Below are 22,266 nucleotides of genomic sequence, written 5' to 3'. Positions count from 1 at the left end.
GAACGGCGTAAAGAAACACCAGCAATGGCTAGAAACTTTCTGAAAGCCCTTAATGGACTTTTTAATTGGGCAATTGATCAAGGTCTTTTGGAAAATAATCCAACTTTAGGCGTCAAAAAACCTCCTCTTAAAAATAAAAGCGGCTTTCCTGTTTGGACAGAAGAAGATGTTGAGAAATATTATCAAAGATGGTCCCATGGTACCCATGAACGCGTTTGGATTGATATTCTTCTGTATACGGGCTTACGTCGTGGTGATGCGGTTCGCATTGGCTGGAAAGATGTCAAAGACAATATTATTCATCTCAAAACAGAGAAAAGTAAATTCCAAACAGATGTCTTTCTACCTATTTTACCGGAATTAGCCAAAACGCTTGAAGCTGGTCCTATTGGAACAGAAACTTTCATCTGTAGTAAAACTAATCAAAAACTCTCCAAAGAAAGCTTTGGCGATACATTTAGAGACGCTTGTAATGCGGCTGGAATTAAAAAATCGGCGCATGGATTAAGAAAATTAGCAGCAACACGCGCAGCTAACTCTGGTGCAACAGTATCACAACTCAAAGCAATTTTTGGCTGGACAAATGATGCTATGGCATCTCTTTACACAAAGAGCGCAGACCGTAAAAGGTTAGCTATAGAGGCGATAAAAAAGCTTCAAAAAGATGAGGGATAGAGGCAAAAAAACTCAATAGAATCAAGATTCACCTATTCCCCCATATTAGACATAACTATTTTATTTTACTTGCTTTTTATATACCATTCACGGACACCACCGTGAAATGGGATTGGTTGCCTTAAGAGATGTTTCTATAAGACAATGCTATCCTGTTTTCTCATGATCATAATCCTCAATCTAACAAAGATGAAACAAACAATAGGATTGCAAATATGATTTGGGGAGCTCATCTGAAAGATGAAAAATGATAAAAATCTCCGCTATAAAAATTAAAGAAGAAACTATTCGTTGAAACGTAACTTCTTTATTTTAGAATTTTTATATAACACTTTACTGTTGAGATGCATAACCGTTAAAACGCATGACCACGATCTGTAGAATTAAGCTTTGGCGAGAAAAACATTTCAGTATCTGCTTGTAAAACATTTTTACAATTTTTAGATTCCTTAACAGCTTGTCCTGAAAGAAAACACTTCTTTCCCCATTCTTCCCTTAATTTTGCATCTTTCTTAAAATCCTCTACGCTATAAGTTTTTTCACACCCCACAGCGAATAATAGAGCCATGCATAATAAAATAATTTTTTTCATTTTACCCTCTTTAAATACCTTATCTGTTAACATCATCCCCCAAATGGGTGTTAAGTTTTCATACTGTATGAGAAGACAGCCTTACTATCACTTACTTGCTTTCAAAGTGAGCACTCTGAGTAAAATAACGTAAGAAGAACTCACGACAGCCATCGTATGAGTTTGTCATAAAATATAATGAGAAGAAAAAAGCCCAAACTGAGTAAAAATGACAAAATCAGAAGACGCACTAATGTTTTTTTCCAACTGATTTCAAATAGTCACATTGCGATAGGAACCGCGCCCCTCACCCTATAAAAAGCCTATGAGCATTATAACGCTTAGTATCACGATCAATAGACTACAAAGCCATTACAAAAAAGTATGAGCTCTTTTTACCTATTCGTATGTTGATTATTGTTTCCCCCATCGAATGCTTAAATAAAAACATCTTGTAATATATAGAAAACAATCAACAATGCAAATCATTTTTACGAAGATTTCTTCGTGTGGAGTCTGTTTGAAATCCATCTTTTAGAAGTCTGAATTTAGAAGCAGATAATTATGAAAGCTTTTCAAGGAATGAAACAGTTTGATCACTCTTAAAGAAGTAAAAAAACGTGATCCAATCCTGAAGACAAAATTCTGATGAAAAAACTTTTGCTAGGAATTCTTTTAAGGCACTGTAAAATATTCTATCCGTTATATCAAACGTTACGCCATTTTGGGATCTATTCATTTTTCACTTTTATCAACTCTGCTCTAGAAATCCATTTCTTGAGCGTTTTTTATCGTCTCATTTTCTCCTTCAAACACAAATACTCAAAAACGTTTTGCCACCAACAATGAAATTTTCCTGCTTTTATAAAACACATAAGTAAAAATAGAAGAGCGATTTTGAGAGCCCCCCCTTGAAAATGGAAATATTATCCATTTACTTCACAAGCGGAAATAATCTCACGGTTTATTCAAACTTTCCCTATGGTCTTTTGCCCTATGCTCTGGTGCAATTTTATTGATAAAGTTTTCTCTATAAAAATTTAAGTAAATATGTTCGTTAAAGCCAATCACGGATTTTCAAAGGGGTTGTAAGATCCATTATCTCGCCGCCATTTTAAAGGTTCAGTGAAATCACTTGACCAAAGACCGATCTTGTTGTTGCGTGCTTTTTCTTCCGCATGATAGTACTGAGTTGGAATAGGATCTTTTCCCTCTTTTGAGAGGACCAACATACCTTCTGTAAGACCTGCCTCAGCTAAATCAACCCCTTGAACAAAACATTGCGCATAATAAACACCATTGTGCATCACAGCCTGTTTACAGGATAAATCCTGCCCAAGTGTTTTGGTGACAAGCCAAGCCGTTGTAACCGCACCACAGGGCCATTCTTGATCATTTAATCGTGCTTTTTGGCGTGGTGCGCACGTGTCTACACCATAAAGATGAATATCACGGGTGATATATGAGCGCCAAGATTGTGCAGCAGGCGTCAGTAATTTAAATGTAACCCCACTTGTAACAGAGGCCTTACCATGAAAAACAACAGCATTATTTGCAACATCGTTTGATGAAACACTCTTCTGCAAATCGAGAACTGGTTCATTTTTTTCTAATTGCTGTTTGGTGATAGATTTAACCAACTTTTCTTCTTCTCGATTTTTTTCTTTTCGATAAAAATTGAGAATATCTTGTATATCTTGCATCTCAAATGTTTTAAGAATACTGAAATCTATTTTATCTTTATACTGGCTTAATCCCCACACTATGGAACCCATAATGTAAATAATAACAATCAATTTAAATAGCATTTCTTAACACGCTCGCTCAAAAAATTCATTGTTTTTCTATCCTTTCACATTATTTATCACTAATCCCATTGTTTTTAAAGAAAAAAATCCAAATATCTGTGTTGCATATTAACTACATTTTGTAAAGAATAATATTCCTTACTTGCATTGTTTTAATATTATTGTCTTTACCAATACATACAACTTAAAATTGCCATTTTCATGTAACACAATCCAAGTTTGAAAAGACTTCTGTCTCTTTAAGAAAAAGAGTTTGAGAGTGAACAGATCCACTATCAAGGCTTTTAAAACAAACAAACGAGAAGATTAAACTGTTATCAAATGACAGCATTCTCCAGTTTGTTAGAGGAAATGGAATGTCGACATATGAACAAATATTATTTGTTAAAGAGAGGTAAAATGACAGATAATAGATTCCAAAACATCATTTTTATCGTGACCATGCTGCTTTTTACGGCAGTTTTTGTATCTGATCTTTCTTATGCTGCTCCTGCTGCTAGTGGAGGTGGTCTGGGAAATCTTGATGGTGTTTTAGGCAACATTGTCACAATGATGACGGGTGCAACGGCAAAGCTTATTGCAATTATATGTGTTGCTGCTGTGGGGATTGGTTGGATGTACGGCTTTATTGACTTACGCAAAGCAGCTTACTGTGTTCTCGGGATTGCTATTGTTTTTGGTGCCCCTGCTCTCGTTGGTAAATTAGCGGGCACAACATAAATGAACGAAGATACTCTTTTCCTTGCCTGTACGCGCCCAGCCATGTTTGCTGGTGTTACAATGGAAGCGATGGCGCTTAATGTCATGGCGACATCCATTCTTTTTATTTTGACGAGTGATTTTACCATGTTTGGTCTTGGGATTGGGATGCACTTTATTTTGCGAGAAGTGACAAAGTATGATCACAACCAATTTCGCGTATTATTTGCATGGCTCAATACTCGAGGAAAACAAAAAAACCTCAACCGATGGGGAGGAGGTTCGACCTCCCCCTTGCGCCTTATCCGAACTTATAAGGAACTAAGCTGAAGGAGCCAAGCCGGTGAAACAGATGTCAATAATGAAACGGGAAACTTTGCCTGAAGAATATATTCCCTATATACGCTACATCAACCAACATGTCGTTGCTTTAAATTCACGCTGTTTAATGGTTGTGATGGCTGTTGAGGGTATAAATTTTGACACTGCGGATATTGATCAATTAAATTCTTTACACAACCAATTAAACACCCTTTTAAAAAATATCGCAGACGAACGGCTTGCTTTATATTCTCACATCATCCGCCGCCGTGAAACGATATACCCAGAAGGTCACTTTCTTTCATCTTTTGCAACAACATTAGATGAAAAATATAAAAAGAAAATGGTTTCGCAAGAACTGTATAGAAATGATCTATTTATTTCACTGCTTTGGAATCCGGCAGCGGATAAAACAGAAAAGCTGGTTTCATTTTTTCAGCGCTTGAGCAAAGCGAAGAAAACACAATCTGAACCCGATGAGGAAGCTATTCGTAAACTCGAAGAGTTAAGTCAAGACCTTATGCAAGGTTTAGAAGAGTATGAAGTCCGTCTGCTATCAATCTATGAACATGAAGGTATTTTATTTTCTGAACAAAGTGAATTTCTCCACCAGCTGGTGGGGGGAAGACGTGAGCGTATTCCTCTCACATTTGGAACTATTGCTTCAACGATTTACTCGGATCGTGTTATTTTTGGGAAAGAAATTATCGAAATTCGCCATGAAAGTAATGAACGCTTTGCTGGCATGTTTGGATGGAAAGAATACCCTTCTAAAACACGCCCTGGTATGACTGATGGTTTGCTTACGGTACCATTTGAATTCATTTTAACACAATCCTTTGTCTTTAAAAGTAAGGCGGCCGCCGGTGCGATTATGAGCCGCAAGCAAAATCAAATGATCAATGCAGCTGACCGTGCTAGTTCACAAATTGATGCACTCGATGAAGCGCTAGATGATTTAGAATCAAACCGTTTTGTTTTGGGCGAGCATCACATTTCTTTAGCTGTTTTTGCTGATCATCCCAAAATATTGTCTGAAAACTTATCAAAAGCACGTTCCCATTTAACCAATGGGGGAGCCGTAATTGCCAGAGAAGATTTAGGATTGGAAGCAGCATGGTGGGCACAGCTTCCTGGAAACTTTAGCTATCGTGCGCGTTCAGGCGCCATTACCAGCAGAAACTTTGCCGCTTTATCGCCCTTCCATTCTTTCCCCGTTGGCAAACTGAACGATAATGTTTGGGGGGCTGCTGTCGCATTGCTAAAAACACAGGCTGGTTCACCTTACTATTTTAATTTTCATTATGGCGATCTTGGAAATACGTTTGTTTGTGGCCCATCGGGATCTGGTAAAACAGTGATTGTTAATTTTCTTCTTGCACAATTACAAAAACACAATCCAACTATGGTTTTTTTTGATAAAGATCAAGGAGCAGAGATTTTTGTACGAGCTGGAGGAGGGAAATATAAACCTCTAAAAAATGGGCAGCCCACAGGGATTTCTCCCTTAAAGGGCATGGAATACACTGAAAAAAATAAAATCTTTCTTCGTAATTGGATCTTAAAGCTGGTAAGCGCTGAAGGGAAAATCGTAACAGAAGAAGAGCGACAAGATATCGCCAAAGCCATCGATTCTTTAGAAAACTTACCCCCAACACAACGTTCTCTTGGTGCACTTCAACTGTTTTTTGACAACACATCAAAAGAAGGTATCGCCATACGACTACAACGCTGGATTAGGGGCAATGATTTAGGGTGGGTTTTTGATAATGATCAAGATGATCTCAATTTAAACGCACAGTTCATTGGATATGACATGACCGATTTCTTAGACAATGAAGAAATTCGGCGCCCCTTAATGATGTATCTCTTTCACCGCATTCTTGATTTGATTGATGGGCGGCGCATCATTATTGTCGTTGATGAATTCTGGAAAGCTTTGGAAGATGATTCGTTCAAAGCTTTTGCGCAAGATCGGTTAAAAACAATTCGTAAACAAAATGGCATGATGCTCTTTGCAACACAAAGCCCTAAAGATGCTTTGAACTCAACAATCGCGCACACAATTATTGAGCAATGCCCCACCCAAATATTTTTTCCAAATCAAAAAGCAAATTACAATGATTATGTCGAAGCTTTCAAACTTACTGAGCGTGAATTTGAACTGATACAGTCAGAATTAAGCAGAGAATCTCGCCGTTTTCTCGTCAAACAAGGACAAAGTTCCGTCGTTGCAGAACTTAACTTACGTGGAATGAATGATGAGATCGCCGTTTTAAGCGGCACAACAAAAAACATTGAACTCATGAATGAAATTATCAACGAATATGGAGCAGACCCTGACAAATGGCTGCCCATATTTTATCAAAGGAGAAAAAATCAATGAAAAAATATGGCTTAGTTACACTGTTATCTTTTTCTTTTATTTCACATGCAATATCACAAACGACACCCGATGCGGATGAATATTATAAACAAGCACTCGAGAATACACAAAAATTAGATGCTGCAAAATCAGAAACAGCTGAAAGCGTATATAAAACTGCAACTGAAACTGCAAAAAAAATTAAAGCAATAAGTCATCAACTTGAACAACTTAAGTCACAAACAGATATAACAACAACAGAAGCTGTAAAAAAACCTAGCCTTGAAGAATTGCAGAAGCTTCAAGCTCTTCAACAAGAGCTTCAAGTAAAACTTTCTCTTCTTCAAGCCGATCTTCAAGTGGCTTCTCTAAAACTTCAGTCTCTTGATATGATTCAAGCAAGAGATACGAAAACAAAAGACGAAATGCGTGAAGAAAAGGAACAACAAAAACATAAATACCTTGAGGCACAATTAAAAGAAAAAGAAAAACAATTAAAAGAAAAACTTGAAAGTACGAGTACAAATGTCAGACTTTAGTTTTTCTCCATTTGAAAGCATTTCTGGGTATATTTTAACCCCTCTCGATAATGTGATGGACACAACGGTGAGAGGGTTATCTTCTGCTATTTCAGCGCCCTTAAATCTCGCCGCAATCATTTTTATCTTTCTTTATGGCTATAATGTTATGACAGGTCGCGTTGCGCTTTCCATGCATAGTCTTCTCAATAATGTTGTTAAAATCGTTGTTGTGACAACAATGGCAACGAATGCGGATACATTTAATACTTATGTCAAGGATATTTTCTTCAAAGATTTATCCAATGCTATTGGAAATGCGCTTAACAGCAATCCTGCAAGCTCCAATGTTTTTGATTATATTTTGTTAAAGGCAAATACTCGCTATCAAGAAGTTTTATACAACGCTTGGTTTTTTGAAAAGATCGTTGTGGGGCTTCTTGGTTCTATCATGCTTTTAGCCGTTATTCTTTTTTGTATAGGTGGTTTTATTGTGCAAATGTTTGCACAAGTTGCACTCGTAATGATTATAGGTCTTGGTCCTCTATTCATTAGTTTATATTTGTTTAATGCAACGCGAAAATACACCGATGCATGGATTACAACTTTGATCAATTTTACCATTTTACAGGTTCTCGTGATCATGCTTGGAACAATTATATGTCAAGTTATTCTACAGGTTCTCAAAGTTTCATATGAATCAATCTATGTTCTTTTCCCCCCTGTCCTCGTCATTTCGATCATAGGGGTTATTATCTTCCGTGCGCTTCCCGGTATTGCAACAGCGCTGGCCTCTGGCGGACCATACTTTAACACTGGTGTCTCTTCAGGAGGACAGGTTTTCACAATGCTTGCCAATGGTGCAAGAACGAGTGCGAATACAGTAAAAAATGCCGCTTTACAAATCTCAGGTGCTGCCGGTAACGCTTCTAAAGGTGCGGCAGGCGCGGCAGCAAAAGCAGGAAGATCTGGAGGTGGTCGTGGTCGGTTTTAAGATAAAGCACCTCTTTAAAAGAATAAGCACTTTTGTTTTAGCCTTGCGTGCGCCCTTTGGCGCACGCGCCATGGTCCTGTTCCAGATAAGACCTAACATCTCGGGTCTTACAACAAAACCAATCAAAGTCTTGCATCACATAGACTTGTAAAAGTGTCCAAAATAAAGGCTCTCATGCATTGTATTCCAAGATATTTGTGAGTTCAAAAAATGAAACGAAAAATAACTTTTGTTATGGTCCTAACAATCGCTCTTACTGGTTGCGCCTCTTTGAGTGGCCCCAAAAAACCACCACGCTGTAATGGCAAACATACACGTGCTTTAAATAAAGATAAGTGGAATTGGGACAATCAAAACGTTGTCCACCCAGAAAAGAGCGTAAAGACTGTTACAACTCCTATCATTCTCAATACTTTGGAAAGTGAAAAAGCAACAGCAAATTCAGCTTTATTAAAGCCGGTTATTCATGAAGCACGATCTGATAAAACTGTGGAGGTTACGCGTGAAAAGTGATGCCCTTGAAGAATATATAAAAGAAGCCCGCTCATTTGACATTGATCGCATGCATAGCATGCGCGTGCGAATGAAAATTTCCATGGCTTTAACAGTGCTTTTTGGATTGATGACGATTGCGCTGGCTTTAGCTGTCGCAGCTTTGACGCCTTTGAAAACGGTAGAGCCTTTTGTTATCCGCGTTGATAACTCAACAGGCATTATTGATACTGTAAGCGCCCTCAAAGAATCCCCTAACGACTATGATGAAGCGATAACGCGTTATTTTGCCAGCCAATATGTTCGTGCCCGTGAAGGTTTTCAAGCATCCGAAGCAGAAAACAATTTTCGCTTAGTTTCTCTTTTATCTTCTCCAAAAGAACAAAACCGTTTTGCAAAATGGTACGCGGGCAATAATCCAGAAAGTCCGCAAAATATTTATCATAACATGATTGCTACCGTCACAATCAAATCAATCTCTTTTATAAGCAAAGATCTTATCCAAGTTCGTTACTATAAAACGGTCAGAGACTTTAATGAAAAAGAAAATATTTCCCATTGGATTTCAATCTTAAATTTTTCCTACGTGAACGCACACATTTCAACATCTGACCGTCTCATCAACCCACTTGGTTTTCAAGTATCGGAATATAGATCTGATCCAGAGGTGATAAAATGATCAGACTTTTACAAACAATCTTTTTAATTTTTACGATTACTCTCAGCTTTCACACAGTCCTCTCATTTGCGGAAACAGCGCCTGTCAGTGCACGTAAAGATAACCGCATCAGATTTGTCAATTATGACCCTTACAATGTTGTGCAAATCATTGGCTCCATTCGCTCTTCAGTTCAGCTAGAATTTGCCGACGATGAAGAAGTAACCTATGTAGGAATTGGAAATTCCGTTGCTTGGCAAGTTGCGCCGGCTGGTCACTTTGTTTTTCTCAAGCCGCGTGAAGTCCAACCTGTGACCAATTTACAAATTGTCACAAGCCGCCAAGATGGTACACAACGCTCTTATCAATTCGAGCTGCAAGTCCGTGAAGGCGATGTTTCAGCCGGCAATGAGACGTATTTCTTGGTAAAGTTTCGTTATCCAGAAGATGAAGCCTTACGTAAGAAATTAGCCGAAGCAGAAAAAGCAAAACAACGTGAAGAAAACTTTGTCAATGATGTTTTAAATATCCATGAAGATTTTGGACCACGCAATTGGGCTTATGAAGCCCAAGGCTCATCCCTCATTGAACCTGCGTCTGTCTATGACAATGGAAAAACAACAACCTTTACCTTTTTAGGCAACATTGAAATCCCTGCCATTTACATTGTATCGCCTGATGGGCAAGAAGCGCTTATTCCCAAATCGATTAAAGGCAACAAAGTTATTGTTCATGCAACAGCTGCACAATTCACGCTACGGCGTGGGAATGAAGTATTGTGCATCTTTAATAAAAGGTTCGTACCAGAAGGAATTAACCCTGAAACAGGTACGACATCACCATCTGTACAACGTAAAGTGAACCTAGGAAGCAGCCATGAATAACGCCGTGGATGAAAAAAGCATCAATGATCGCGATACAATAAAAAATGCTCAAGGAAAAAGTCAACAGAACAATGTAGGGAAAGCTATTGCTCTTATTATTCTTTTCAGTGTCTGTCTTTATTTAGCCTATTCAACACTTGTTACAGAAAAAAAACAACCAATTGAATCTTCAAAAGAAGGAAAAGTTATAAAACAAACAGAGCTTTTTCGCCCTGCAAAGCCTACCCCCTCCCCCCTTGAACAGCCTCAACGAAATAACGCTCTATTGCCAAAAGTCGAGCTACCAACACCAAACATCAATCAATTAAATTCTGATGACTCACTTCTGGAAGCAGCACAACGTGCTCCTGTATTAGCTTATGCAAATACACAACAAGGCAAAATAGATTCACAAACAAATAATGGTGTATTGCCTCACCAACTTGAAAGTAAACCTGATGAAACGACACAACGTTTTAATCATCTTCTCAAACCCACAGTGCTTGAAGGTATTCGTGCTTCAACCCTTGGCAATCGAAACTACATCATCGCGATGGGAACTTCTATCCCTTGTATTTTAGAAACAGCCATCAACAGTGATCAACAAGGTTTTGCCAGTTGTATCGTCTCCAGAGATATCTTATCAGACAATGGTCGTGTTGTCCTTCTTGATAAAGGTACCCAAATTGTTGGTGAATATCGCGCCGGCTTGAAAAAAGGCCAAACACGTCTCTTTGTGCTATGGAATAGAGCAAAAACCCCTAATGGTATCATTATATCCTTAGCTTCACCTGCAACAGACAGTTTAGGGCGTTCTGGTATAGATGGAGATATTGATAACCATTGGCTCGAGAGGATTGGATCTGCGCTTCTTGTCTCCCTGATAAAAGATGCGACAAACTATGCCAATAAACGTTTATCAAAAAAACAGGAAAAAGAAGAAACTGAAACAATCTCTTCAGGACAAAACATCGCAAACATTCTCGTAGAAAATTACGCCAATATTCCTCCAACATTATCCAAAAACCAAGGGGAAATGGTGAATATCTTTGTTGCCCGCGATTTGGATTTTTCCAGCGTCTATAAATTGAAAGTCATCGAAAATAAAAAACAGATTACCAATCGAGCTGTTTCAAGAAACTTTTACAAAAATTCTGTGATACCTTTAAAATGAACTCAAACTTACATACCATGAGCGATGAAACCATCGCGATTGTTCTCACAAAACTTGAACCCATCCGTGCTTTTTTGAAAGATGAAAGTCTTTTTGAAATTGTTATCAATCGTCCCTATCAAGTAATGACGGAAGGTATTGATGGATGGAAAACAATAGAAGCACCGGCTCTCTCTTTTAATGAGCTTATGGGGATTGCGAAAGTTGTCGCATCCTATTCCAAGCAAAACATATCAGACAAGAATCCAATATTATCGGCTACTCTGCCAGGTAATGAGCGCATTCAAGTTGTTATTCCGCCGGCTGTCGAAAAAAACACGATTAGTATGACAATTCGCAAACCATCATCGCAGAGTTTTTCTCTCGAAGAGCTCGCGAATAAAGGTCTGTTTTCACTGTGTGAACAGATATCTTTCACGCCATTGAATGATTATCTTTCTCGTTTTAACGAACTCAAAATCATCGAGCATAACTTAGCTCATGCCTACTGCAATAAAGACTTTGTCTCCTTTTTAAATCAAGCTGTAAAATGCCAGAAAAATATTTTAATTGCAGGAAAAACTGGTTCGGGTAAAACAACATTATCAAAAGCATTAATCGCCAAAATTCCTCAAGAAGAGCGTATTATTACCATTGAAGATACACAAGAATTGGTGATACCGCACCCTAATCATGTCTCGATGTTCTATTCAAAAGATGGACAAGGCTTAGCCTCTGTTGGACCCAAAGAGTTGCTTGAATCATCTTTACGGATGCGTCCTGATCGTATTCTTTTGCAAGAACTTCGAGATGGTACAGCCTTTTATTATATCCGCAATGTCAATTCAGGTCATCCAGGTTCCATTACAACGGTTCATGCCTCAACAGCCCTTGCTGCCTTTGAGCAAATGACCCTTTTGGTCAAAGAAAGTGACGGAGGAGGTGATTTAGAGCGTGATGATATTCGAGGACTGTTGATTTCAATGATTGATATCATCATCCAATGCAAACGGGTTGAAGGAAAGTTTAAGGTCACAGAAATTTATTATGATCCCTTCAAACAACGAAACATCTTTGGAGGAGACTAAAAGAAGATCACATCGGTTGCTAAAGGCTCTTTTAAAGCAACGATTGCACATAAAAGGAAAAATGCATGAAAACCAAAGCAACAGAAAACAGCGAAAACCTTTTACCTATGACAGTAGAAGAATTAAAACAACGCCGTGAAGCGGTTGAAGCAGCCATCAGCACCCATGCAATAGAGGGAATAGCGCTACATTCCAAAACGCTAAAAATTTTAGAAGAATATGCAAGGGGGAATATTTCACTCGAGGAATTTAATACTCTCATGGACAACGTAACATTATAAGGAAGCTACGATGCCGAAAGCAAAAGAAAAAACAAAAAATATACAGACAGTTTCTCCTCATCATTATGTCTACCCGAACACCACAACACTCAAAAATAAATATGGAATAAAAAACTTTAAATCCTTTCTGGAGAAATGCTCGCATGATACAGCAAAAGCGATGGTTAATCTGCGTGCAGCCCCCCTACCAGAAAAATTTGATACCTCCTATCTATGCTCTATTCATTATCAGTTATTTAAAAATACCTTTGAATGGGCTGGTCATCTTCGCCATCTTCCCTTTACATTTGAAGATGGTACCACAGCCGCTATGCCCGAAATGAAAAGAACAGGATGGGAAAATCCTTTTGCACTCGGTGATGAAATCCCTGAAGGTTTACAAAAATTAGATCAAACACTTGCCGAAAAAGATAATTTGCAAGGCTTAACGCGTGAGAAATTTAACTCTGAAGCAATAAGTTTATTTAACTTCCTTAACCAGCTCCATCCTTTTAGAGAAGGCAACGGACGTACACAACGGGTCTTTTTTGAAAAGCTCGCTCAAGCAGCAGGCCATCAGCTTGATTTTTCACTTGTTACAAAAGAACGCATGATGCTCGCCAGTGTTGCTGTAGCAGAAAATGGTGATCTAGAACCAATGCAACATCTATTTGAGGATATCTCTAATCCCAATAAAATACTTCTTTTAAAGGAATTCATGAACAACATGAAAGAACTTGGGCGCAATGTTAATGATCGTCCCGTTATGGTTGCAAAAGAAGGTGAAACCTACACAGGAATGTATAGAGGTGCTGGTTATGATAGCTTTGCATTCAATGTGAAAGGGGCTTATATCATCGGCAATAAAGAGCATCTCACACCAGAACAACTCAAAACATTAAAACCCGGTGACAAATTTACCTTTACAGTTCCAAAAACAAAAGAGCTTGAAAGCATTCTCATTCCAGAAGAAAGATTAGCTCCTTTGACAGAAAATAAAAAAGCCGAAATGGTTGCAGAAGATTCTTGCGTCCACGCAAGCTTAAAACAGGTCCAGAAATTGGCAAAAATTGTTTATGGTAAAGAAAAAACATTAGATAAACAGATGCTAGAGATCATCAAAAATCCAAGCTTAGGCCAACAGCTCGCCAACCAGATTGAAAGAGCACCGCACTCTGTTTCTCATCTTGCAGGTTTCAGTTTATGTGGACTACAAAATCAAGCACGTGCAAACGCTAAAAATCATCTTGAGATGCTCTGTACTACCGTTGCAAATTTCGCCCATGCTGTAAAACATGCGGAGAAGGAAATTACTCAAGAACATGCAACAGAACAAAGTCGTCGTGCAAAAATAGTAAAAATGCCAAGCAAAAGCTTACAAGAGCTCTTCACCTTGCCAAAAGAATTACAGCAAGAAGCTTTAGCAAAAAATCCTTTACTTCAAAAAGAGCTTACCGACTTTGTAAAAAACATCAATAGCCGTCTCTCACTAACTGAACATAAAGCTGTCAAAAATAATGAGTATGAAACACTGGCTCAAAGCATTGGTGTATCAGAAAATAAAGCCAAACAAATTACACAAACCGTTAAGCAAGCCAAAGAGCTACATCAGCAAACACAAGTATGCACAATGCATCGTTCCAAAGCATTTGCTATGGCTTGCTAAGAATGGATAAAAGCTTCCTCCTTTATAAGAAGGGCTCATAAACGAGAACTGTTTGGCGTCATCTGCACCTTTGCAAAAAGAGATGAGAGTTAATATCACACACCTGAAAAGAGAGCTTTTCGCAGCATGTTCTGATAGAATTGAAAGTAAATACAATGAAATATACCAAGACACAAATGGTACTCATTTTAACACCAATCGCTTTAGGTGCTTTAACGATATTCTTTGTTCCTCATTTTTTGTTGTTTATAACAAATGGACTAAAGAGCAATCAAATTTATTGGACACTTCGTTCAGAACCTTTACTAGTCTTAGCACTAACAGCTGCTGTGTCATTGTTTTATAGTCTCTCGCAAAAGCTGCACTTACGTAAAGGAATTACTTTCGTTTCCCTTATCTTTTTTGGAACCGCAGCTCTTTATTATATTGGTGGAGAAATAAAACGTTTAAGTCCCTATGTTGGACAACAAGGAATAACGTGGAATTATGCGCTTCAATTCATGGACCCCATGATTGTCTTTGGCATCATCATTGGTGTTTTTTTTTCCGTTATTCAATTGATAACAACCTCTCCACCTAAAAATAAGGTCAGGCGAGCAAAAAAAGGTGTGTTTGGTGAATCCGCGTGGATGAATTTAAGAGAGGCAGCGAAAATTTTTCCTGCCAATGGGCAAATTGTTGTGGGTGAAAGATACCGTGTTGATCAAGATAATGTGTGCAAAATTCCCTTTGCACCTGGCAATAAAACAACATGGGGAAAGGGTGGGACAGCCCCTTTGCTAACCTTTAATCTTGATTTTGGCTCAACTCATATGATCTTTTTTGCTGGTTCTGGTGGCTATAAAACCACAAGTACAGTAGTTCCTACGTGCTTAACCTATCCAGGGTCTATTATTTGTCTTGATCCTTCAACAGAAGTTGCCCCAATGGTCAAATTTGCGCGTCAAAAGATGGGGAATAGAAATGTCATTGTTCTCGATCCCAATTCATTTTTAACAAAAAATTTTAATGTCATCGATTGGCTTTTAGACGACAGCGTACCACGCACACAACGCGAAGCAAATATTGTAAGCTTTTCTAAGTTGCTTCTTACAGATAAAAAATCAGACAATTCTTCAGCGGAATATTTCTCGACACAAGCTCATAACCTTTTAACAGCTCTTCTTGCTCATGTTATATTTTCTGATGAATATAAAGACAACGAGCGCAATTTAAAAACATTGCGTGGAATTCTCTCTCAATCAGAAACAGCTGTTGTCAATCAACTACGTATGATTCAAGAAACAACACCTTCTCCTTTTATTCGCGAAATGGTTGGCATTTTTACAGAAATGGCAGAGCAAACCTTTTCAGGAGTCTATACAACCGCATCAAAAGACACTCAATGGCTTTCTTTGTCCAATTACGCAGATCTTGTCTGCGGAGATGATTTTTTTTCCTCAGATATTACAAATGGCAATACAGATGTTTTTCTCAATCTCCCCGCAAGCATTTTAAACAGTTATCCAGCTATTGGACGCGTGATTATTGGCGCCTTTCTCAATGCCATGGTTACAGCAGACGGTAACTATAAAAAGCGTGTTTTATTTGTCTTAGATGAAGTTGATCTTCTAGGCTATATGAATATTTTAGAAGAAGCGCGCGATCGTGGACGTAAATACGGTACATCCTTAATGCTTTTTTATCAATCTTCTGGTCAGTTGGTCAATCACTTTGGAGAAGCTGGAGCACGTTCATGGTTTGAAAGCTGCTCCTTTGTCAGCTATGCTGCCATTAAAGACTTCCAAACTGCCAAAGACATTTCAGAACGCTGTGGACAAATGACCGTTGAAGTAACCGGAACAAGCAAATCAAGAGGCTTATCTTTAGGAAAGGGTTCATACAACGTCAATTACCAACAAAGAGCTCTGATTTTACCCCATGAAGTTATTCAAGAAATGCGTCAAGACGAACAAATTATCCTTATGCAAGGACAACCTCCTTTGCGATGTGGACGCGCTATCTATTTCAGAAGAAAAGAAATGTTAGCCGCAGCTGCAAAAAACCGCTTTGCCCCACAAAAGAAAAACTAACCTCCTCTTATGAGATCTTGACTATGAAAAGAACAAAAACAATATACATTTCTGTTTTTTAAAAGCCCGTTAACAAAAAGTTTTTACCCGCTTCCTCACACACATAGGGAAAACATGATAAAAAAAATCCGTGTTTTTTCCTTTTTGTATTTTGTGTATCATTTTACCAGCGCCCATCGTCTTTATAAAAAACACCAATCCCCTCATCAAATCACCTATAACTAAACCAACATCTCCACTGAGGAAAGTCTGCAAATACATTCCTCCAAAGCTTTTTGTGTATAATTTGTCCCCTACAAACAACCCAAAATTTAATCTTTGAGATAAGAACTCTCAAGACACCTACATTCAAGAACATCGACTTTTCCAAAAAAAACATTTTAGATATACATCAAAATGAATAAATCATCCTTATACAAGCTTTTCCCCTTTACGATATCATAAAGTGTTCTACTTTAATGATAAAGCGCTGAAAAAAAGCCTTTCTCCCCAACCAAAGAAAGGGATTCCTCTCTTATGGATCTTAAAGAAGCGCAATACGATAAGAGCAACAATCAAAATAAAAAACAATTTGTTTCAAACATACACAAACGAGATGTTCATATGGCAAGATGTTCGTATGGAGCAATAAGAAAAACATAATGGAGAAAGATTCTTGATGACTGCTTTTGCCCATAGATTCACTAATCTAAGTACTGTGTATGAAAAGTACCAACTCCATCCGCAAACCAAGAGCGATTGCACCCGCCATATCCACGATCTTCATCAAAGCGCTCTTACAAATAACTTTATTAAAAGAAAAAAACCAACAATTTTAAGCAACGTTTTTCTTTTTGACCTCTTCCTTACACCTCAAAGAATGGAGTTTTTTCCAGAGTCAACTTGTAGATAATCCATTTTCTGACCACTCATGGGATTCATACCAGCACCTTCAATACCAGTATTTTACAGCACAACAGGATAATAAACAAAAAGAAACATCAGAAAACCTTTCAAAAGTATCACAAAACGATCGATACAACCATCCATACACTTGAGGGAAAAGCACTCCCTCTCATAACACCAAAAATCTCAAAAGAATACGCGAAGGGGAATTTTTCATATGCAGCGTTTAAGACGCTTATCAACCACCACCCTACTTAGGAGAGATTATATGTTAGAGCAAAATTATTTATATAAAGGTACCTTAACACTCAAAAATAAATACGGCATAAAAAATCCCAAAAAACTGTATGAACGCTGTGCCCATGATACCGCCAGAGAAGCTGTCAATTTTCGCCATGAACCACTTCCACAAAAATTTGATTCCACTTATTTAAAATTAATTCACTGGAGCCTCTTCCACAAAACTTTTGAATGGGCTGGAAAAACCCGTGATGTATCCTTTACATTTGAAGACGGAACCTCTGCCCATATGCCGGCGATGCGTCCCAAAGGTTATGAAGTTCCTTTTGCTGTCGGACCGCAGATTCAAAAAAAACTAAAACAACTCGAAAAAACACTTAATGAGAAGAACAATTTAAAAGGTTTATCGCGCCAAGAATTTGCTGAAAATGCCGCTGAAGTTTTTATGGTGCTCGAGCACGCACATCCTTTCCGAAAAGGGAATGGGCGCGTAAATCGAATGTTTATGGAAAAACTTGGACAAGCAGCAGGACATACCATTGACTTTTCTTTCATCACAAAAAGACGCATGACAGCAGCTTGTATTGAAGCCATGCAATACGGCAATCCCCAACCGATGAAGGATCTTTTTGAAGATATCACGCATCCGCAAAAATCCCTTGTTTTAAAAGAATTCATCTCCCAAATGAGAAATGCTGGACTAGATGAAATTAACAATCGTATTGTTGTTGCCGCAAAAGAAGGGATCCCCTATGAAGGCATCTTTAGAGGTTTTTCAGCAGAAGGTTTTGTCATGGAAGTAGACGGTGCTTTCGTCGTCGGCCACAAAGATGATCTCCCCCCAGAACTCGTCAAAACATTACAAAACGGTGCCCGCCTCTGCTTTCAAAAAAACAACGTTCAAAGCTTACAAGAAACACTGATCCCAAAAGAGACATTAGCACCTCTCACACATGAAGAGTTATTCACAAGGATTTCAAATGACCCTTATGTTGAAGCATGCCGAAAAGAAATCGAAAAATTATCAAAGATTGTTTATGGTAAAGCCCACGCATTAAAGACAAAAACGGATATCTTAACGGCAGATCCAAGCTTAGGAAATCAGTTTGCCAATGAAATTTTACAAAACCCTCAATCAATTTCTAAACTTGCAGGAAGAAAAATACTTGACATGAAAAGTCCAAATCGCAGACAGGCGGAACAAACTGTTCCACAACTCAGCCAAGCCCTTAAAAATTATGCCACAATAACAGAACAAACAAAAGAAGAAACTTTAGAACAACATCAAAGAGAACAAAAACGCCTGAGCCACACCGTCGAAACACCTGGAAAAAATTTACAAAACCTTTTTGCCTTACCAGGAGAACAACAAAGAGAAGATTTATTGCATTCTCGTTCACTGCGACAAGAACTCCATCACTTTTCGCGCCAACTACATAATCGTCTATCCTCAGAAGATCGTAAAGCCATACAAGAAAAAGATTATACCAGACTAGCTTGCCTACTTGGAACATCAGAAAGCAGAGCAAAAGAAATTGCGAATACTGTAAGGAACACCAAAGAAGCACAATGTCAAGCTCCCACCTTAAAAGTTAATCGCTCTTCATCACTTGCTCTTACCGGCTAAAAACGAGTGAACTTTTTTCTTCCAACTAACTCTTGGCGCAAATCATTTTATCTCCATTGCGCTCACCAATTGTTTTAAAATGTTACAAAAAATAGTCCTAAAAATGAATCCTGTAATTTACTATAACTTATTGATAAAATTTCATAAAAAAACTGTATAAAAGACATAAATGTCCACTATATATAAATATGAATAGCGCGAAATCTTTGGAGGTCATTCAATTCGATATCTGCCTTGTGTCTTACAGTTATCAAAAAGTAGGGAATGCGCCAACGCCAAAGAGGTTTTCTAAAAATATTGAAAGGAAACAGCCATGAAAAAAAGTCACCCAACCGCTTCTACCAATGTAGATGAACTAAGACGACAATTTGAACAACAAAATCTAGGAGCTTCTAATGTAGAAGACCTCTACGCAAAGGTTAATAAACCACCCAAAGAACAGCGCAACCCACAACAATATACACTTCAACAACCACCAACAACGGTCTATGCTCCCAAAAAGCCACTAGAACAACAAAACCTAGGAGCTTCTAATGTAGAAGACCTCTACGCAAAGGTTAACAAACCACCCAAAGAACAGCGCAACCCACAACAATATACACTTCAACAACCACCAACAACGATCTATGCTCCCAAAAAGCCACTAGAACAACAAAACCTAGGAGCTTCTAATGTAGAAGACCTCTACGCAAAGGTTAACAAACCACCCAAAGAACAGCGCAACCCACAACAATATACACTTCAACAACCACCAACAACGATCTATGCTCCCCAAAAGCCACTAGAAAATCCCTATGACAGACTTGGTGGAGAACCAAGTGATGGGCGACGCGCCGACAAACTCGTAGATCCCTATGCAGTAACGGATCTGGAGGCGAAAGGTTGGCAAACGTCCCCTTACGAGACAATTGGTGAAGGTGCACAAGGTGGACGATATCCCCATGAACCAGAACATCTCTATGCAGAGCTTGAATTTGGTGAAAGTGGTGGGCGCTCCCCCCAAAGACCGCTAGAATCTGTCTATGCAACGGTTGGCGTGGGAGCTGAAGGTGGACAAGAGTCCCAACAACGAGAAAATCCCATCTACCAAGGCGTTGGCAGAGGAACGACAACACCTCCCAGAACCCCGAAAGATGAGATTACAACAAAGCTTTTACAAAACACAAACTTTCAATATGGTGTAAGAGAAACCCAAGAGTGGTGCAAAGTTGTTTACGGTAACGAACATGCTTTGAATGGACACTTGGCTAAGATTCTTGACGATCCCAAAAATGCAGAAAAAGTCTTACAGGACCTTGCAGAAAATCCCGAAAGCGCGGGTAAGCTTGCAGGTAGGAAAGCACTTGGCATAAAAAGTCACGCACGCAAAGAAGCTGAAGAGGGTTTTTCTCCCCTTTGCTCAGCTCTTGAGAGACATATCCATACTACACAAAAGCTCCATAAACAGTTTACACGGGAGCAGGAAAGAGAAAGAGGTCAAAGACACGAAAGTCCAGAAAGAGACTCAGAGCACAGACATCACCACCATCATCGTCGTCATCACACAAGAGGACAAGAACAAAATAGTCCAGAGCACAGCCCACAACGGCAAAGACATGGCGAAAAAGGAATGGCTTTTGCCATGTAAGTGAGTCCCCGTAAAGTACATAAATTTTTATTTTTCATTGAATTTCTTGGCGCAAATCGTTTCATTACGATTGCGCCAAGAGTTGTTTTAAAATATTACAAAAAATAGTTCTAAAAGTGGATCCTGTAATTTATCATAACTTATTGATAAAATTTCATAAAAAAACTGTATAAAAGACACAAAGTCCCACTACGATGATGGTAAATAGCGTCGTTCTTTGGAGACCACTCAATTTTGATATCTTCTTATAAAAACCATAAAAGTATAAAGGGCGAGAGTGTGCACCAAAGAGGTTTTCTAAAACAATTCTTGAAAGGAAACATACATGAAAAAAGATCACCCTCACCCTTTTCCATCTCCTTCAATACAAGAACTTATAGAGCTCTATGAAAAAGCAGCAGCAGAAGTATCAGGCGGTGACTCCCTCCCTAAAGAAACGCTTTCACAAAGCAAAAGACTGTCATCCATACTGGAAAAAGATGAGGAAAGACAATCTCTTTTAGAAGAAGAAACTGTACATGCATCAACAAATCCAACAACGCTTCTAACAAGAGGCAACTCTACCAAAAGGCAGAAACAACTTGAAACGACACACTCAACAGTTACTTCACAAGTTTCTCAAAAAAGGGCAACAAGAATTCTCTCAGAGGAAGAAATCATTCAATTGCTTCCACACCATTCATTGGTTCAAACATATCGAGAGGAAATCCAACGTTTATCCGCAAGTGCATATGGCGATTCAAATATTTTGCAAGAAAAAATGCAGGAAATTCAAAAAAATCCTGCTGCAGGAAAGGAGCTCTCATGGCGCATGGCAGCCCATCCTGAAAGTATTGCTAAACTTTCAGGCACCAGCACGTTTGGCTTCAAAAATCGAACGCGCAAACAAGCGGAAGAAGATTTTTCCGCCCTTTGCGTCACCGTTGATTGTTATACAAAAGCTGTAAAACAGGCAAGAGAGAGCCTATTGCAATCTCCAGAGCAAGAACTCAAAAACTATGAACGTTTAATGGGAAAGGCAGCAGTCACTGAACTTCTGCAAAAACCAGATCAACGTGAAAAAGAAACTCTTTCAGAGGCAGAAATTTCTACCAAAATTCAACAACATTCAAAAGTCAAAAGGCACTATGCCCAGATCAAATATTGGTGCGAAGTTGTTTTTGGTAACGCAAACATTTTGCAATCACAAGTGGAAACACTTTTTCAAAGCCCTGAAACAATAGAACCACTTGCACAGCAACTTGTCGGAAATCCTCAATCTTTTCACAAGTACGCTGGTGTCAGTCTTTTTGGCTTTAAAAATCAAGCACGCAGACATGCTGAAGCTGGTCTTTCTCACTTAATTGACGCCGCTGACAATTATGCAACGGCTGTAACACAAGTAAGAGAGAGCATTTTGCAAACCGAACAGGCAAAACAAAAGCGCCATGAACCATCTTCTGAACAGGCGCAAGATTTGCATCAACAACAACGCTTATCACAATCTGTTGAACGCACTGAGCATTCAACAGTAACTCGTGAAAAAGCAACAACCTCTACTCAACAAAGAGAAACAGATATTCGTCCTCGCAAAACTGCGATACCAAAAGCGATGGCTTTTGCCACCTAAACAGACATAAGTTTTCACATTGAATTCAACATCTTGGCGCAACACATAGCAAAGATCATTTGCGCCAAGAGAACC

The 22,266-nt window shown here is 38.6% G+C and carries 19 protein-coding genes; 17 read left to right on the top strand and 2 right to left on the bottom strand.

Going from position 1 to position 22,266, the window contains the following annotated elements; all coding sequences use genetic code 11:
- Positions 1 to 675 (top strand): tyrosine-type recombinase/integrase (locus ACFIKJ_RS07360; RefSeq protein WP_375670403.1); only part of this gene is annotated, 675 nt, incomplete at its 5' end.
- A gap of 355 nt (positions 676 to 1,030) precedes the next feature.
- Here ACFIKJ_RS07360 and ACFIKJ_RS07355 read toward each other — a convergent pair.
- Both ACFIKJ_RS07355 and ACFIKJ_RS07350 read right to left on the bottom strand, forming a co-directional pair.
- Positions 1,031 to 1,267, bottom strand: coding sequence for an EexN family lipoprotein (locus tag ACFIKJ_RS07355; RefSeq protein WP_375626376.1), 237 nt, complete (start codon positions 1,265 to 1,267; stop codon positions 1,031 to 1,033).
- A 1,046-nt stretch (positions 1,268 to 2,313) separates the two neighbouring features.
- On the bottom strand, positions 2,314 to 3,054 hold the full coding sequence (locus ACFIKJ_RS07350; protein WP_375626378.1) for a hypothetical protein: 741 nt from the start codon (positions 3,052 to 3,054) through the stop codon (positions 2,314 to 2,316).
- 399 nt (positions 3,055 to 3,453) lie between these two features.
- On the opposite strand from ACFIKJ_RS07350, the gene ACFIKJ_RS07345 reads away from it, so the two are divergent.
- The 16 genes from ACFIKJ_RS07345 to ACFIKJ_RS07270 all read left to right on the top strand — a co-directional run bounded on the left by ACFIKJ_RS07345 (position 3,454) and on the right by ACFIKJ_RS07270 (position 22,191).
- Positions 3,454 to 3,774 carry a TrbC/VirB2 family protein gene (locus tag ACFIKJ_RS07345; protein ID WP_375626379.1) on the top strand — a complete coding sequence of 107 codons (321 nt, stop codon included), beginning with the start codon at positions 3,454 to 3,456 and terminating at the stop codon, positions 3,772 to 3,774.
- Positions 3,775 to 4,083 (top strand): type IV secretion system protein VirB3, encoded by a 309-nt coding sequence (locus ACFIKJ_RS07340; protein ID WP_212112790.1) that lies wholly within the window; start codon positions 3,775 to 3,777, stop codon positions 4,081 to 4,083. It begins immediately after the preceding gene.
- 22 nt (positions 4,084 to 4,105) lie between these two features.
- Positions 4,106 to 6,460, top strand: a complete 2,355-nt coding sequence (locus tag ACFIKJ_RS07335; protein ID WP_375653924.1) for a VirB4 family type IV secretion/conjugal transfer ATPase — start codon at positions 4,106 to 4,108, stop codon at positions 6,458 to 6,460.
- Positions 6,457 to 6,978: a type IV secretion system protein VirB5 gene (locus ACFIKJ_RS07330; protein ID WP_375626381.1), complete on the top strand. Its 522-nt coding sequence runs from the start codon at positions 6,457 to 6,459 to the stop codon at positions 6,976 to 6,978. The genes ACFIKJ_RS07335 and ACFIKJ_RS07330 overlap by 4 nt, the downstream gene beginning before the upstream one ends.
- Positions 6,965 to 7,951 (top strand): type IV secretion system protein, encoded by a 987-nt coding sequence (locus tag ACFIKJ_RS07325; protein WP_375626427.1) that lies wholly within the window; start codon positions 6,965 to 6,967, stop codon positions 7,949 to 7,951. The genes ACFIKJ_RS07330 and ACFIKJ_RS07325 overlap by 14 nt, the downstream gene beginning before the upstream one ends.
- 210 nt (positions 7,952 to 8,161) lie before the next feature.
- Entirely contained in the window at positions 8,162 to 8,464 is a 303-nt protein-coding gene (locus ACFIKJ_RS07320; protein ID WP_375626383.1) for a type IV secretion system protein VirB7, read from the top strand.
- Entirely contained in the window at positions 8,418 to 9,122 is a 705-nt protein-coding gene (locus ACFIKJ_RS07315) for a virB8 family protein (protein WP_273788313.1), read from the top strand. The genes ACFIKJ_RS07320 and ACFIKJ_RS07315 overlap by 47 nt, the downstream gene beginning before the upstream one ends.
- Positions 9,119 to 9,985: a P-type conjugative transfer protein VirB9 gene (gene virB9 / locus ACFIKJ_RS07310; RefSeq protein ID WP_375626385.1), complete on the top strand. Its 867-nt coding sequence runs from the start codon at positions 9,119 to 9,121 to the stop codon at positions 9,983 to 9,985. The genes ACFIKJ_RS07315 and virB9 overlap by 4 nt, the downstream gene beginning before the upstream one ends.
- Positions 9,978 to 11,138, top strand: a complete 1,161-nt coding sequence (virB10, locus tag ACFIKJ_RS07305) for a type IV secretion system protein VirB10 (protein ID WP_375626387.1) — start codon at positions 9,978 to 9,980, stop codon at positions 11,136 to 11,138. The genes virB9 and virB10 overlap by 8 nt, the downstream gene beginning before the upstream one ends.
- A complete protein-coding gene (virB11, locus tag ACFIKJ_RS07300; protein ID WP_015856713.1) occupies positions 11,135 to 12,205 on the top strand; it encodes a P-type DNA transfer ATPase VirB11 in 1,071 nt (356 codons plus the stop codon). The genes virB10 and virB11 overlap by 4 nt, the downstream gene beginning before the upstream one ends.
- Before the next feature lie 65 nt (positions 12,206 to 12,270).
- Entirely contained in the window at positions 12,271 to 12,486 is a 216-nt protein-coding gene (locus tag ACFIKJ_RS07295; protein WP_015856714.1) for an antitoxin VbhA family protein, read from the top strand.
- A gap of 10 nt (positions 12,487 to 12,496) precedes the next feature.
- On the top strand, positions 12,497 to 14,131 hold the full coding sequence (locus tag ACFIKJ_RS07290) for a BID domain-containing T4SS effector (RefSeq protein ID WP_375626390.1): 1,635 nt from the start codon (positions 12,497 to 12,499) through the stop codon (positions 14,129 to 14,131).
- 155 nt (positions 14,132 to 14,286) lie between these two features.
- A complete protein-coding gene (gene traG / locus ACFIKJ_RS07285; RefSeq protein ID WP_375653923.1) occupies positions 14,287 to 16,203 on the top strand; it encodes a Ti-type conjugative transfer system protein TraG in 1,917 nt (638 codons plus the stop codon).
- A 1,153-nt stretch (positions 16,204 to 17,356) separates the two neighbouring features.
- Positions 17,357 to 18,955: a BID domain-containing T4SS effector gene (locus tag ACFIKJ_RS07280; RefSeq protein ID WP_375670402.1), complete on the top strand. Its 1,599-nt coding sequence runs from the start codon at positions 17,357 to 17,359 to the stop codon at positions 18,953 to 18,955.
- A 313-nt stretch (positions 18,956 to 19,268) separates the two neighbouring features.
- Positions 19,269 to 20,582, top strand: coding sequence for a BID domain-containing T4SS effector (locus ACFIKJ_RS07275; protein ID WP_375670401.1), 1,314 nt, complete (start codon positions 19,269 to 19,271; stop codon positions 20,580 to 20,582).
- 325 nt (positions 20,583 to 20,907) lie between these two features.
- Positions 20,908 to 22,191: a BID domain-containing T4SS effector gene (locus ACFIKJ_RS07270; RefSeq protein WP_375670400.1), complete on the top strand. Its 1,284-nt coding sequence runs from the start codon at positions 20,908 to 20,910 to the stop codon at positions 22,189 to 22,191.
- Positions 22,192 to 22,266: the final 75 nt, after the last annotated feature.

It is taken from the genome of Bartonella sp. PS7NMGDW (assembly GCF_042193585.1).
Lineage (GTDB): Bacteria > Pseudomonadota > Alphaproteobacteria > Rhizobiales > Rhizobiaceae > Bartonella > Bartonella grahamii.
This window is presented reverse-complemented; position numbering and strand designations above follow the sequence as displayed.

What these genes read in the sequence shown, in the direction of transcription:
- ACFIKJ_RS07275 (WP_375670401.1), top strand. Translation starts at nt 19,269, where the DNA reads ATGAAAAAAAGTCACCCAACCGCTTCTACCAATGTAGATGAACTAAGA.
- ACFIKJ_RS07330 (WP_375626381.1), top strand. Translation starts at nt 6,457, where the DNA reads ATGAAAAAATATGGCTTAGTTACACTGTTATCTTTTTCTTTTATTTCA.
- ACFIKJ_RS07355 (WP_375626376.1), bottom strand. Translation starts at nt 1,267, where the DNA reads ATGAAAAAAATTATTTTATTATGCATGGCTCTATTATTCGCTGTGGGG.
- ACFIKJ_RS07335 (WP_375653924.1), top strand. Translation starts at nt 4,106, where the DNA reads ATGTCAATAATGAAACGGGAAACTTTGCCTGAAGAATATATTCCCTAT.
- traG (WP_375653923.1), top strand. Translation starts at nt 14,287, where the DNA reads ATGAAATATACCAAGACACAAATGGTACTCATTTTAACACCAATCGCT.
- virB9 (WP_375626385.1), top strand. Translation starts at nt 9,119, where the DNA reads ATGATCAGACTTTTACAAACAATCTTTTTAATTTTTACGATTACTCTC.
- ACFIKJ_RS07350 (WP_375626378.1), bottom strand. Translation starts at nt 3,054, where the DNA reads ATGCTATTTAAATTGATTGTTATTATTTACATTATGGGTTCCATAGTG.
- ACFIKJ_RS07270 (WP_375670400.1), top strand. Translation starts at nt 20,908, where the DNA reads ATGAAAAAAGATCACCCTCACCCTTTTCCATCTCCTTCAATACAAGAA.
- virB10 (WP_375626387.1), top strand. Translation starts at nt 9,978, where the DNA reads ATGAATAACGCCGTGGATGAAAAAAGCATCAATGATCGCGATACAATA.
- ACFIKJ_RS07295 (WP_015856714.1), top strand. Translation starts at nt 12,271, where the DNA reads ATGAAAACCAAAGCAACAGAAAACAGCGAAAACCTTTTACCTATGACA.
- ACFIKJ_RS07340 (WP_212112790.1), top strand. Translation starts at nt 3,775, where the DNA reads ATGAACGAAGATACTCTTTTCCTTGCCTGTACGCGCCCAGCCATGTTT.
- ACFIKJ_RS07315 (WP_273788313.1), top strand. Translation starts at nt 8,418, where the DNA reads ATGAAGCACGATCTGATAAAACTGTGGAGGTTACGCGTGAAAAGTGAT.
- ACFIKJ_RS07290 (WP_375626390.1), top strand. Translation starts at nt 12,497, where the DNA reads ATGCCGAAAGCAAAAGAAAAAACAAAAAATATACAGACAGTTTCTCCT.
- ACFIKJ_RS07280 (WP_375670402.1), top strand. Translation starts at nt 17,357, where the DNA reads ATGTTAGAGCAAAATTATTTATATAAAGGTACCTTAACACTCAAAAAT.
- ACFIKJ_RS07325 (WP_375626427.1), top strand. Translation starts at nt 6,965, where the DNA reads ATGTCAGACTTTAGTTTTTCTCCATTTGAAAGCATTTCTGGGTATATT.
- virB11 (WP_015856713.1), top strand. Translation starts at nt 11,135, where the DNA reads ATGAACTCAAACTTACATACCATGAGCGATGAAACCATCGCGATTGTT.
- ACFIKJ_RS07320 (WP_375626383.1), top strand. Translation starts at nt 8,162, where the DNA reads ATGAAACGAAAAATAACTTTTGTTATGGTCCTAACAATCGCTCTTACT.
- ACFIKJ_RS07345 (WP_375626379.1), top strand. Translation starts at nt 3,454, where the DNA reads ATGACAGATAATAGATTCCAAAACATCATTTTTATCGTGACCATGCTG.